This window comes from Streptomyces sp. NPDC051217 (genome assembly GCF_044455465.1).
In the GTDB taxonomy this organism is placed as follows: Bacteria; Actinomycetota; Actinomycetes; order Streptomycetales; family Streptomycetaceae; genus Streptomyces.
The window spans coordinates 185268-198116 of the sequence record NZ_JBITEV010000001.1 but is presented as its reverse complement, the minus strand read 5'-3'; the positions used below and the strand labels follow the sequence as shown (position 1 = coordinate 198116).

The 12849-nt window shown below is 71.2% G+C and carries 13 protein-coding genes; 11 read left to right on the top strand and 2 right to left on the bottom strand.

Annotation, left to right across the window (positions count from 1 at the left end; translation table 11 throughout):
• Positions 1-812: 812 nt before the first annotated feature.
• Together ACIBBB_RS00995 and ACIBBB_RS00990 are read left to right on the top strand one after the other, a co-directional pair.
• On the top strand, positions 813-1706 hold the full coding sequence (locus tag ACIBBB_RS00995) for a S1 family peptidase (RefSeq protein WP_398977382.1): 894 nt from the start codon (positions 813-815) through the stop codon (positions 1704-1706).
• A 309-nt stretch (positions 1707-2015) separates the two neighbouring features.
• Complete coding sequence (locus tag ACIBBB_RS00990) at positions 2016-2408, top strand: VOC family protein (protein WP_398977380.1); 393 nt, start codon at positions 2016-2018, stop codon at positions 2406-2408.
• On the opposite strand, the gene ACIBBB_RS00985 is transcribed toward ACIBBB_RS00990, so the two are convergent.
• Positions 2348-3103 (bottom strand): helix-turn-helix domain-containing protein, encoded by a 756-nt coding sequence (locus ACIBBB_RS00985; RefSeq protein ID WP_398977378.1) that lies wholly within the window; start codon positions 3101-3103, stop codon positions 2348-2350. The two genes, ACIBBB_RS00990 and ACIBBB_RS00985, sit on opposite strands and share 61 nt — an antisense overlap.
• 9 nt (positions 3104-3112) lie before the next feature.
• Complete coding sequence (locus ACIBBB_RS00980; protein ID WP_398977377.1) at positions 3113-4255, bottom strand: YihY/virulence factor BrkB family protein; 1143 nt, start codon at positions 4253-4255, stop codon at positions 3113-3115.
• Between the two features lie 17 nt (positions 4256-4272).
• On the opposite strand from ACIBBB_RS00980, the gene ACIBBB_RS00975 reads away from it, so the two are divergent.
• The 9 genes from ACIBBB_RS00975 to cysD all read left to right on the top strand — a co-directional run bounded on the left by ACIBBB_RS00975 (position 4273) and on the right by cysD (position 12629).
• Entirely contained in the window at positions 4273-5916 is a 1644-nt protein-coding gene (locus tag ACIBBB_RS00975) for an acyl-CoA dehydrogenase family protein (RefSeq protein WP_398977375.1), read from the top strand.
• Between the two features lie 301 nt (positions 5917-6217).
• On the top strand, positions 6218-7570 hold the full coding sequence (locus ACIBBB_RS00970) for a GAF domain-containing protein (protein WP_398977374.1): 1353 nt from the start codon (positions 6218-6220) through the stop codon (positions 7568-7570).
• Between the two features lie 92 nt (positions 7571-7662).
• Positions 7663-8244, top strand: a complete 582-nt coding sequence (locus tag ACIBBB_RS00965; protein WP_398977372.1) for a GNAT family N-acetyltransferase — start codon at positions 7663-7665, stop codon at positions 8242-8244.
• A gap of 68 nt (positions 8245-8312) precedes the next feature.
• Positions 8313-8396 (top strand): putative leader peptide, encoded by an 84-nt coding sequence (locus ACIBBB_RS00960; protein ID WP_356584885.1) that lies wholly within the window; start codon positions 8313-8315, stop codon positions 8394-8396.
• Between the two features lie 127 nt (positions 8397-8523).
• A complete protein-coding gene (locus ACIBBB_RS00955) occupies positions 8524-10221 on the top strand; it encodes a nitrite/sulfite reductase (protein WP_398977370.1) in 1698 nt (565 codons plus the stop codon).
• A complete protein-coding gene (locus ACIBBB_RS00950) occupies positions 10218-10394 on the top strand; it encodes a hypothetical protein (RefSeq protein WP_189106622.1) in 177 nt (58 codons plus the stop codon). The genes ACIBBB_RS00955 and ACIBBB_RS00950 overlap by 4 nt, the downstream gene beginning before the upstream one ends.
• The gene (locus ACIBBB_RS00945) at positions 10391-11104 is read left to right on the top strand and encodes a phosphoadenylyl-sulfate reductase (RefSeq protein ID WP_398977367.1); all 714 of its coding nucleotides are present in this window, start codon (positions 10391-10393) and stop codon (positions 11102-11104) included. Before ACIBBB_RS00950 ends, ACIBBB_RS00945 begins: the two co-directional genes overlap by 4 nt.
• Positions 11089-11649: an adenylyl-sulfate kinase gene (cysC, locus tag ACIBBB_RS00940; RefSeq protein ID WP_398977366.1), complete on the top strand. Its 561-nt coding sequence runs from the start codon at positions 11089-11091 to the stop codon at positions 11647-11649. The genes ACIBBB_RS00945 and cysC overlap by 16 nt, the downstream gene beginning before the upstream one ends.
• Positions 11649-12629, top strand: a complete 981-nt coding sequence (gene cysD, locus ACIBBB_RS00935) for a sulfate adenylyltransferase subunit CysD (protein ID WP_398977364.1) — start codon at positions 11649-11651, stop codon at positions 12627-12629. The genes cysC and cysD overlap by 1 nt, the downstream gene beginning before the upstream one ends.
• Positions 12630-12849: the final 220 nt, after the last annotated feature.

The window sequence follows — 12849 nt, the reverse complement described above, 5'->3', positions numbered from 1 at the left end:
CCCGGGAGCCGTGGCCATGCCTGATCCCCACCACCAGAAACTACGTCGGTCAGCCTTGCCTTCGTTTGACCGGGTGGCCAGCAGGAGCGCGCTCGTACGGCGCAGGGTGCCGCGGCGACGCTCGGCCTCACGGTGGGCGGTACGCCGCTGGTGATCCCGCCGGGCAGGCATCACGGTCCTGGTACGAGCCCCACGGGCGGTTTCTGACGGCCAAGCACATGCCGGGCCGCTCCGCAAGAGCTGAGGGCTGGCCGGATGTGGACGGACACGACGAGCCCAACTCGCCTCCGTACGAACAAATTCGGCCATCGAGCGGGGGCGCGGATTTCGCTCGTACGCCTCATAACGCCGCACCGGCAACAGCGGCGACGCCCGGCCCGTCGCCTCCGGCCACACCGCGGGCACGGCGGTATACGCGCTCATACCGGGTGCCGAACCGCCGCGCAAACCGTGTGTGTTCGCGACGTGACCCGCCGCAGCATCTCGGTATACAGGCTCAAACCCGTTGCCCCGCAGGCATTTTCGGCCCCGATCGCACGCCGCGCTCCCGCGTCCGCCACTTTGCAGCAAAGCGCCGCACCGGTGAGCGGGAAGCCCTGACGACGGCTCGGCGGAGGGAGCGGATGCGGGCTCCCAGGGTGCGGACGGCCGGGGTCCGGAAGTCGGCCTTGTGTCCGAAGCTGACCCCGTCAACGATTCCATTCGTAAGGATCGACAGGTCCACGGCCGGAAACGACCGGCCACGGACCGGCGCACGAACAACGGCCCACACCCCACGGGGCCGTGCTTTCCCCCCACCGATGGAGGATTTCGTGACCTTCAAGCGTTTCTCCCCCCTCAACGGCGTGTCCAGACGCGCTCGCCTGCTCGCCGTGACGTCCGGTCTGGTGACCGCCGTCGCGCTCGCGGCACCGTCCGCGGTCGCCGCCCCGGCCCCCGAGGCCAAGGTGACGGCCGCCGAGCTCGCCGACGCCAGTTCGGCCGTCCGCGGCGCGGACGTGGCGGGTACCGCCTGGTACACCGACCAGGCCAGCGGCAAGATCGTCGTGACCGCCGACACCTCCGTCTCGGCCGCCGAACTGACCGAGGTCAAGTCGGCTCTCGCGGACACCGGCGCCGGCGTGACGATCAAGCGCACCCCCGGCACGTTCAGCAAGCTGATCGCCAGCGGCGAGGCCATCACCACCGGCGGCGCCCGCTGCTCGCTCGGCTTCAACGTCACCAACGGCGGCACCAACTACGCGCTGACCGCCGGTCACTGCACCAACATCGGCAGCAGCTGGTCCATCGGCTCGACCGCCGGTTCCAGCTTCCCGGGCAACGACTACGGGATCATCCAGCACTCCAACCCGGCGGCGGCCGACGGCAGGGTCTACCTGTACAACGGCAGCTACCAGGAGATCAACGGCGCGGCCGACCCCTCCGTCGGCCAGGGCGTCACCCGTAGCGGCAGCACGACCGGTGTGCACAGCGGCACGGTCACGGGCCTCAACGCGAGCGTGAACTACGGCGCCGACGGCATCGTCTCCGGCCTCATCCAGACCAACGTCTGCGCCGAGCCCGGCGACAGCGGCGGCGCGCTCTTCTCCGGCACCACGGCGCACGGCCTGACCTCCGGCGGCAGCGGCAACTGCTCCTCCGGCGGCACCACGTTCTACCAGCCGGTCACCGAGGCCCTCGGCGTCTACGGCGTGTCGATCATCTGAGGCCTCTGAAATCAGTCTCCGAGGCGTCCGGGAACTTCGAGGGTGACGATCCTCCGAAGCTCTGAAGGACGCGGGGACCCATGTCCCCGGCGGGCCGCGCTCCTGGCGCGGCCCGCCGTCGCATGCCCGGGGGTTCTCGTCACACACGAACCGGCGATCGCCGCCTCCGTCCGGTCGCCTACCGCCAACTTGGCCGGATCGCGCCGGCCTGGGCCTTCACCGCGCGTGGCGCGACGGCCCCTCGCGTCCGATTCGTTCGCGTCCGATTCGTTCAAGACCGGCCCGCCGGTCCCCGCCTACGTTGGACGCATGACTCCACGATTTGATCTGATCGGCATCGTCGTCTCCGACATGGCGGCCTCTCTCGCCTTCTACCGCAGGCTCGGCCTGGACATCCCCGCCGACGCGGACTCCGCTCCCCATGTGGAGGCCGCCCTGCCCGGCGGACCGCGTATCGCGTGGGACACCGAGGAGGTCGTGCGGTCCTTCGACCCCGGCTGGACCCCGCCGTCGAACGGTGACCGGGTCGGCCTGAACTTCCTCTGCGAGGACCCGGCGGAGGTCGACTCCGTCTACGAGGAGCTGATCGGCGCCGGGTACCGCGGGCACCTGAAGCCGTGGGACGCGACCTGGGGACAGCGTTACGCGGTCGTGCTCGACCCGGACGGCTGCGGTGTCTCACTGTTCGCCAACGCCTCGTAGGCACCGAGCGTGAGGCCGGCCAGATCGCGCGTCTCCCTGGCGAGATGCGCCTGGTCGGCGCAGCCGGCGGCGACGGCGGCCTCCGCGTACGGCGCCCCGGATCGTACGAGCGCGAGCGCGCGCTGGAGCCTCAGGACGCGGGCCAGGGTCTTGGGACCGTAACCGAAGGCGTCGAGGGAGCGGCGGTGCAGCCGGCGGGTGCCGAGGCCGACCAGGTCGGCGACGGAAGCCACCGTGTGGCCCGCGTCGAGCCCGTCGACGACGGCGCGCAGCAGCGGGTCGGGCGGCCCGGCGAGAGCCATCCGCCGGAGCGCCACCGATTCGAGGGCGGCGGCCGGGTCGGTGGCGGCGGCGAGGCGCTCGGCGATCTCGCGTGCTTCGGGGCCCGGCCACAGGTCGGCGAGGTCCACGCGCCGGTCACGCAGTTCGTACGCCGGTACGCCCAGGAGCGCGGGCGCGATGCCGGGCGCGAAGCGGACCCCGACACACTCGCCACCGCCGCCGACGGTGTCGCCCTGGAGATCCGGCTGGTACGCGTGGGTGTCGGGTCCGGCCACACCCAGCCGGCCGCCGATCCAGAGCAGGTCCATGCAGCCGTCCGGCAGGACCGGATAGACGGGGCCGCCGGCCCGTACCGGCGCTGTCCGCGTCCACACGACGACGCCCTCGACGTGCGACGCCCGTTCCCTGTACACACGTCCAGGCTACGGCTTCTGCTCCCGGTCCCGGCCCGAGTGGAACCGGGACTTCAGGTCGTCCGGCGGCAGGAAGCGGGACCATCTCTCCGGGAATTCCGAGGGCATGTCCGGGTCGGGGCCGTACTCCCCCTCGTCCATCTCCCCCGACAGCGCCTCCACGCGCGCCACCAGCTCCGCCGCCTGCGCGGCCCGGAGCCGGTCGTTGGCCGCGCGGGCCGCCGCCGTGGAGACGGACGGCCAGACCCGGTCGATGGCGGCGTTGACGGCCGCGCCGACCAGGACGGCGAACGCCGAGATCCCGATCCACAGAAGCACCGCGATCGGGGCGGCGAGCGACCCGTAGATGGTGGGGCCCTCGACCGTACTCGTGAGATAGATCCGCAGCAGGAAGCTCCCGAAGACCCACATGCCGAGGGCGACGAGCGCGCCCGGCACGTCCTCTATCCATGGTGACCGCGCGGGCACGGACACGTGGTAGAGCGTGGTCAGGAAGGCGATGGAGAGCAGGATCACCACCGGCCAGTACAGGACGCTGGCGACCTCCGTGCCCCACGGGATGATGTCGACGACCCTGTCCGGCCCCACCACCGCGAGCGGCAGCACGACGGCGCCGATGAGCAGCGCCACGATGTACAGGAGGAAGGCGAGCAGCCGGGTGGCGACGATGCCGCGTCGGCCGTCGAGTCCGTACATCACGGTGATCGTGTCGATGAAGACGTTCACCGCCCGCGAGCCCGACCAGAGCGCGATCGCGAAACCGATGGAGATGAGGTCGGGGCGTCCGCCGTGCGTGACGTCCGAAAGCAGGGGTTTCGCGATCTGGTCGACTCCGCGGTCCGAGAGGACCGTGCCGACCGCGGTGAGGATGTTCTCCTCGATCGAGGCGACGGTGGTGGTGTTGGTCCAGTCGTCTATGTACCCGAGCAGGCCGAGAAGACCGAGCATCAACGGCGGCAGCGAGAGCAGCGTGAAGAAGGCCGCCTCCGCCGCGAGACCGAGGATTCTGTACTCGATGCACGAGTTGACCGTGTCTTTCAGCAGCAGCCAGGCCATCTTCCGCTTCGAGACGTTGCGGTAGAGGGCTCGGGCCCGGCGGAGTCGGCGGAGTCGGCCCGATGGCCGCTCGGGTGTTTCGTTTGCTGCCTGCACCTCCTTACCGTAGCGGCATGACTGCCACCACCCACACAGTGACCAACCAGGTTCCGCCCCTGGTGGGATACGACGTCTTCAGCGGCGACCGGGCCCTCGCGGAAGGCCTGGAGCGGCACGCCACGCCCGAAGTCCTCGACGAGGCACGGTCGGAGCTGTCCGCGCTCGGTCTGCTGGCCGGTTCCGCGCGGGCGCAGGAGTGGGGGACGCGGGCCAACGAGAACCCGCCGAAGCTGCGTACGCACGACCGGTACGGCAACCGGATCGACGAGGTCGAGTTCCATCCGGCCTGGCACCAACTCCTGGACGCCGCCGTGTCGGCAGGGCTGACGGACGCCTGGGGCCGCCCCGACGGCCATCTGCGCCGGGCCGCCGGGTTCTACGTCTGGACCCAGGCGGAGGCCGGGAACGGCTGCCCGCTGTCCATGACGCACGCGGCGGTGCCCGCGCTGCGGACGGAGCCGGAACTGGCCGCCGAGTGGGAGCCCCGGCTCACCTCGCACCGCTACGAGCCAGGTCTGCGGCCCGCCGCGCGGAAGGCCGGCGCGCTGTTCGGGATGGGCATGACGGAGAAGCAGGGCGGCAGCGACGTACGGGCCAACACCACGGCCGCGAAGCCGCTGGACGCGGCGGGCGAGTATCTGCTGACGGGGCACAAGTGGTTCTGTTCCGCGCCGATGTGCGACGGGTTCCTGGTGCTGGCCCAGGCGCCGGCCGGGCTGACGTGTCTCCTCGTACCGCGGGTGCTGCCGGACGGGACGCGCAACGTGTTCCTGATCCAGCGGCTGAAGGACAAGCTCGGCAACCGGTCGAACGCGTCGAGCGAGGTCGAGTTCGACGGCACGTGGGCCCGTCGGGTCGGCGAGGAGGGGCGCGGGGTGCGCACCATCATCGAGATGGTGGCGGCGACGCGGGTGGACTGCGTGCTCGGCTCGGCGGCGCTGATGCGCCAGTCGGTCGCGCAGGCGGTCCATCACGCCGCGCACCGCAGCGCGTTCGGCGGTGAGCTGATCGACAAGCCGCTGATGCGCAACGTACTGGCCGATCTGGCACTGGAGTCGGAGGCGGCGACGACGCTGGCGCTGCGGCTGGCGGCGGCTCAGGACGCCGTGCAGAGCACCGGTTCGGAGGCGGAGCGGGCGTTTCTGCGGCTCGCGGTGCCGACGGCCAAGTACTGGGTGACGAAACGCTGTACGCCGGTGGCCGCCGAAGCCCTCGAATGTCTGGGCGGCAACGGCTATGTGGAGGAGTCCGGGATGCCCCGGCTGCTGCGTGAGTCGCCGCTCAACTCGATCTGGGAGGGCTCGGGGAATGTCCAGGCACTCGACGTGCTGCGCGCGCTCCAGCGCGAGCCTGAGGCGCTCAACGCGTTCCTCCAGGAGGTCGGCAAGGCGCGCGGAGCTGACCACCGGCTGGACGGGGCGATCAAGGACCTGCTGACCGAACTCGCCGATCTGAACGGCGTCGAGGCCCGTGCCCGGCGGCTGGTGGAGCGGATGGCGCTGGTGCTCCAGGGCTCGCTGCTGGTGCGGTGGGCGCCGTCGGCGGTCGCGGACGCGTTCTGCGCGTCACGGCTCGGCGGGGACTGGGGTACGGCCTTCGGTACGCTGCCGCACAGTCTGGACCTGGAGTCGGTGGTGACGCGGGCGCGGGCGGTCTGACCTGCCGTCGGCGGCCGGGAACCGACCGGGCGCGGGCACCCGTTGGGGCCGAGGGTGGTGCTGCGCCGACACGGCACCACCCACGACTTGATGTCACCTTCACGTATGTGGCGGATGTACGCCAGAGTTGCAAGTGGTTGCAGAAAATCCGAACCGTTTCGCGCCCGGTAAGGGCCGGAACGGCACGATGGTGGGAGGGGCGGACAGCACCGGACGGCAAGGTTCCAGGCCCGGGTCCCGGTGTTTGTCCGCCCGGACATCGCGGAATCGACAGACGCGCCGTACGCGGCGGGGGGCCCCGATGAAGGACACACCGCTCGACCTGTCACGTCTCGCGACGATGGACGGCGGGCAGGCGACGCGGCTGCTCCAGCGGATCCGGGAGGCCTCGCTGGCCGGTGACCGGCCGCCGTTGGCACCCCGGCCCGTCATCGGGGCGTCGTGGCAGCGGATGCGGCGGCTGGGTGTGGACCCCGACCGGCAGACCGGGCGGGTGATGCTGGCGACGGCGGAGCTCGAACACCGGCGTCGTACATCGGCACTCGCGGAGGTGATGCGCAGCGTTACCGGCGGGCTGACCGACGTCGTCGACGCGACGCTCCAGATCCTGGTGGTCTCGGACGACCAGGGCCGGGTCCTGTGGCGCGAGGGGAACACGAAGGTGAGCCGGCAGGCCGACATCATCAGTCTCGCGGAGGGCGCGGCCTGGTCGGAGCAGGCCACGGGGACCAACGCCATCGGTACGGCGCTGGCCGCGAGGGCCCCGGTCCAGGTCCACTCGGCCGAGCACTTCGTGCATACCCTGACGCACTGGACCTGCGCGGCGGCGCCCGTGCACGACCCGCGCGACGGGCGGCTGCTGGGCGCCATCGACGTGAGCGGCCCGGCGACGGGTTTCCACCCGACGACGCTGGCGCTGGTCACCTCTGTCGCCAAGCTCGCCGAGAGCGAGCTGCGGGAGCGGCATCAGCGGGCCGTGGAGCGGCTGCGCTCGGTGGCGGCGCCGATCCTGTGCCGGGTGGGCGGGCGGGCCGTGGCCGTCGACACGCACGGCTGGACGGCGGCCGTGAGGGGGATGGCGCCGGTGGACCGGCTGCCGCTGCCCAAGTCGGTGCGGCCGGGGCGGCTCTGGCTGCCGTCACTGGGCATGTGCACCGTCGAACCGCTGCCGGGCGGCTGGCTGCTGACGGTGGAGGAGGAGCCGCCGCCGGACGCGCCGAGCAAGGTGGTGCTGGATCTGAGCCGGCCCCGGCGCTGGTCCCTGACGGTCTCGGGGGCGGCGGGCAGCTGGGCGCAGGAGCTGACGCCGCGCCACGCGGAGCTGCTCTACGTCCTGGCGGTGCACCGGGACGGCCGGAGCGCGGCGGAGCTGGCGGCAGACGTCTTCGGGGACCCGACGCGCACGGTGACGGTGCGGGCCGAGATGTCGCGGGTGCGCCGTCATCTGGCGGGGGTGCTGGCCCACCGGCCGTACCGCTTCAGCGAGGAGGTCGAGGTGGAGGTCGTACGGCCGGAGCACCCGGCGGATCTGCTGCCGCACTCGACGGCGCCCGCGGTGGCGGGCGGGCGCCTGTCCGGGCGGGACCAGGAGCAGGGCCCGGCACAGGACGAGGGACAGGATCAGCAACAGGATCAGGGGAAGGGCCAGGGGTAGGCGACGGGCGGGCGGGCGGGGTGCGTACGCCGGTGTCACCCGGCCGGGGGCACGGTTTGGCCGGTGCGGGGCCGCGTGATTCCCTGGCGACCATGAGCATCACTGTGACCACGTGGTCCCTGGAGCAGACCTCCCCCGCCGATCTGCGGCCGGCCGCGGAGCCCGGGGGCGATGTGCGGATCATCCGGTCGGAGATCCCCTCGGCGGAGTTCAGCCGGTTCCTCTACACGGCCGTCGGCGGGGACATCCGCTGGACCGACCGGCTCGCCCTGTCGTACGAGGAGTGGCACGAGGCCGTCTCCCGGCCGGGTGTCGAGACCTGGGTGGCGTACGAGAAGGGCACCCCGGCCGGGTACGTGGAACTTCAGGCGCAGGAGGACGGCACGGTCGAGATCGTGTACTTCGGGCTCGTCCCCGCCTTCCGGGGCCGCCGGATCGGCGGGCATCTGCTGTCGTACGTGGTGGCCCGCTGCTGGGACATGGCGGAGCGCCTGCCGGGGCGGACCCCGACGAAGCGCGTCTGGCTGCACACCTGTTCCAAGGACGGGCAGTACGCGATGGACAACTATCTGCGGCGTGGCTTCACCCTCTTCGACACGAAGGTGGCCGAGGAGCCCGATGTGGTGGCGCCGGGCCCGTGGGCCGGTGCCCATCCCACACCCCGTCTCGCATAGCGGGACAGTCTCGTCCACATCGTGGATCGTGGTGGACTGGCCTCAGATCCGCGTGCCAGGCTTCCCTCATGTCTACAGCTGGTATTGCCTTGGTGAGTCGGCGGCACGTCGATCTCGGCCGCATGTCCAGCGCCATCTGTCGGGCGAGCTGACCAGCAGGGCCCCCGCCACGCCCCACCCGCTCCCCCCCTTCGCTCGAATCCCACTGCGCACCGCTGCACCCGTAGCCACGTGTGCAGGTCAGAGCCGTCTCCGTAGTCCCGAAGGACGTATGCCGCCATGGCCGCCACCCCTGAGAAACCCGCCGCAGCCACGCCCCGCCGCAAGGTGAGCCGTCACCGCGGCGAGGGCCAGTGGGCCGTGGGGCACTTCACTCCACTCAACGCCAACGAGCAGGCCAAGAAGGACGACGACGGTCTCAATGTACGGACACGCATTGAGACGATCTACTCGAAGGCCGGATTCGACTCGATCGACCCGGCCGACCTGCGCGGTCGCATGCGCTGGTGGGGGCTGTACACCCAGCGCAAGCCCGGGATCGACGGCGGCAAGACCGCGATCCTGGAGCCGGAGGAGCTGGACGACCGCTACTTCATGCTGCGGGTCCGGATCGACGGCGGCCGGCTGACCACCGAGCAGCTGCGCGTCATCGGCCAGATCTCGCACGAGTTCGGCCGGGACACCGCCGACATCACCGACCGGCAGAACATCCAACTGCACTGGATCCGGATCGAGGACGTCCCGGAGATCTGGCGGCGTCTTGAGGACGTCGGCCTGTCGACCACCGAGGCCTGCGGCGACACCCCCCGGGTGATCCTCGGCTCCCCGGTCGCCGGAGTGGCCGCGAACGAGATCATCGACGGCACCCCGGCCATCGACGAGATCAACGCCCGGTTCATCGGCACCAAGGAGTTCTCGAACCTCCCGCGCAAATTCAAGACGGCCATCTCAGGATCGCCGCTGCTCGATGTCGCGCACGAGATCAACGACATCGCCTTCGTCGGTGTCGAGCACCCCGAGCACGGCCCCGGCTTCGACCTGTGGGTCGGCGGCGGGCTGTCGACCAACCCCAAGATCGGCCAGCGGCTCGGTGCCTGGGTCCCACTGGACGAGGTCGCCGACGTATGGGCCGGCGTCATCGGGATCTTCCGGGACTACGGCTACCGCCGGCTGCGTACCCGCGCCCGGCTGAAGTTCCTCCTCGCCGACTGGGGCGCCGAGAAGTTCCGCCGCATCCTTGAGGACGAGTATCTGAAGCGCGCGCTCGTCGACGGCCCCGCCCCCGAGCGGCCGGTGGAGGAGTGGCGCGACCACGTCGGTGTGCACCGTCAGAAGGACGGCCGCCTCTACGTCGGCTTCGCGCCCCGCGTCGGCCGGGTCGACGGCCCGACCCTGAAGAAGATCGCCGACCTCGCCGAGGAGCACGGCTCGGGCCGGGTACGGACCACCGTCGAGCAGAAGATGATCGTCCTGGACGTCGCCGAGGACCGGGTCGACTCGCTCGTGGCGGGCCTGGAATCGCTCGACCTGAGGGTCAAGCCGTCGCCTTTCCGGCGCGGCACGATGGCCTGCACCGGCATCGAGTTCTGCAAGCTCGCGATCGTCGAGACCAAGGCGCGCGGCGCCTCCCTGATCGACGAACTCGAAGCCCGTATCCCCGACTTCGACCAGCCGATCACCATCAACGTCAACGGCTGCCCCAACGCCTGCGCCCGCATCCAGGTCGCGGACATCGGCCTCAAGGGCCAGCTGATGCTGGACGGGGACGGCAATCAGGTCGAGGGCTACCAGGTCCACCTGGGTGGCGCGCTCGGTCTGGACCCCTCGTTCGGCCGCAAGGTCCGCGGTCTGAAGGTCACCGCCGCCGAACTCCCGGACTACGTCGAGCGGGTGCTGACGCGCTTCCGGAAGGAGCGCGAGAGCGACGAGCGCTTCGCCACCTGGGCGGCGCGTGCCTCCGAGGAGGCGCTGTCGTGAGTGAGCGCGCCGCCCCGTTCTACTGCCCCTACTGCGGCGACGAGGACCTGCGCCCGAACGAACAGGGCCACGGCGCCTGGGAATGCGGGGCCTGCAACCGGGCTTTCCAACTGAAGTTCCTCGGGCTGCTGACCCGTGGGCTGACGACGGACGACGGAGGGGAACGGATATGAGCTCTCTCACCGAGACCGACGACCGGAAGGCCGCCGAACTCGAGGCACTCGCCGAACGCGCGGGCCGCGAACTCGAAGACGCCTCCGCCCTGGAGATCCTGACCTGGGCCACCACCACCTTCGGCGCCCGCTTCTGCGTCACCTCCTCCATGGAGGACGCGGTGGTCGCCCATCTCGCCTCGCGCGCGCTGCCCGGCGTCGACGTGGTCTTCCTCGACACCGGCTACCACTTCCCCGAGACGATCGGCACCCGCGACGCCGTCGCCGCCGTGATGGACGTGAACGTCATCACGCTCACCCCCCGCCGGACGGTGGCCGAACAGGACGCCGAGCACGGCCCGAAGCTGCACGACCGCGACCCCGACCTGTGCTGCGCCCTGCGCAAGGTCAAGCCCCTCGAAGAGGGCCTGACGGCGTACGACGCCTGGGCGACGGGGCTGCGCCGCGACGAGTCGCCGACCCGCGCCAACACCGCCGTCGTCGGCTGGGACGCCAGGCGCGGCAAGGTCAAGGTCTCGCCGATCGCCCGCTGGACGCAGGACGACGTGGAGGCGTACGTCGCCGAGCACGGCGTGCTCACCAACCCGCTGCTCCAGGACGGTTACGCCTCCGTGGGCTGCGAGCCCTGCACCCGCCGGGTGCTGGCGGGCGAGGACGCCCGCGCCGGCCGCTGGGCGGGCAACTCCAAGACCGAATGCGGGCTGCACTGATGGGCCGGGCCGGACAGGGCGCCACGATCTGGCTCACCGGGCTGCCCAGCGCGGGCAAGACCACCATCGCCGTCGAACTGGCGGACCGGCTGCGCTCCGAGGGCCACCGGGTGGAGGTCCTGGACGGCGACGAGATCCGCGAGTTCCTCTCCGCGGGCCTCGGATTCAGCCGCGAGGACCGGCACACCAACGTGCAGCGCATCGGCTTCGTCGCCGAACTGCTCGCGTCGAACGGCGTCAAGGCGCTGGTGCCGGTGATCGCGCCGTACACCGACAGCCGCGAGGCGGTCCGGGGGCGCCACCAGAGCGAGGGCACCGCCTATCTGGAGGTGCATGTCGCGACTCCGGTCGAGGTGTGCTCCGTCAGGGACGTGAAGGGCCTGTACGCGAAGCAGGCGGCCGGTGAGATCAGCGGTCTCACCGGCGTCGACGACCCCTACGAGGCGCCCGAGGAGCCCGATCTGCGGATCGAGTCGCACACGCAGTCCGTGCAGGAGTCCGCGGCGGCGCTCCACGCGCTGCTCACCGAGAGGGGTCTGGCCTGATGGCGACCAGCGTCGCATCCGTCACCGACGGGACCGATGGCAGCGAGGGCGGCGAGGGCGAAGGCACCGGCGGCAGCGAGGCGCCGTACGCCCTGAGTCATCTGGACGCCCTGGAGTCGGAGGGCGTGCACATCTTCCGCGAGGTGGCGGGCGAGTTCGAGCGGCCGGTGATCCTCTTCTCCGGCGGCAAGGACTCCATCGTCATGCTGCACCTGGCGCTGAAGGCGTTCGCGCCGGCGCCGGTGCCCTTCACGCTGCTGCACGTCGACACCGGTCACAACTTCCCCGAGGTGCTTGCCTATCGCGACCGTACGGTGGCCGAGCACGGGCTGCGTCTGCATGTGGCGTCGGTGCAGGAGTACATCGACGCGGGCACGTTGCGCGAGCGCCCCGACGGCACCCGTAACCCGCTCCAGACCCTTCCGCTGACGGAGAAGATCCAGGCCGAGCGGTTCGACGCGGTCTTCGGCGGTGGGCGCCGCGACGAGGAGAAGGCGCGCGCCAAGGAGCGGGTGTTCTCGCTCCGCGACGAGTTCTCGCAGTGGGACCCGCGCCGGCAGCGCCCCGAGCTGTGGCAGCTCTACAACGGCCGGCACGCGCCGGGCGAGCACGTGCGGGTCTTCCCGCTCTCCAACTGGACCGAGCTGGACGTGTGGCAGTACATCGCACGCGAGGGCATCGAGCTGCCCGCGATCTACTTCGCGCACGAGCGTGAGGTCTTCAACCGCCACGGCATGTGGCTGACCGCCGGTGACTGGGGCGGCCCCAAGGACGGCGAGCCCACCGAGACCCGTCTGGTGCGCTACCGCACCGTCGGCGACATGTCCTGCACGGGCGCCGTCGACTCCGAGGCCACCACGCTGGACGCGGTCATCACGGAGATCACCGCGTCCCGCCTCACCGAGCGGGGCGCTTCCCGCGCCGACGACAAGATGTCCGAGGCCGCCATGGAAGACCGCAAGCGCGAAGGGTACTTCTAAGTGCCTCTCTTTCGGATCCTGCCGGGCTCGCGGGCCCTGGCACGCACGCTCGCCGCGTTGTCGTCAGTCGCCAGCTCCCCCGTAGCCCTTCGGGCACGGGAGGTGCCCCCTCCGCGTTGTCTCCCTCCTCCGCCTCGCGATCGCACGCACCACGTGACATCAGCCGCTGCCGCGGCGGGCACTCCCTGATCCGGCCTGATCCAAAAGAGAGGCCCTCACC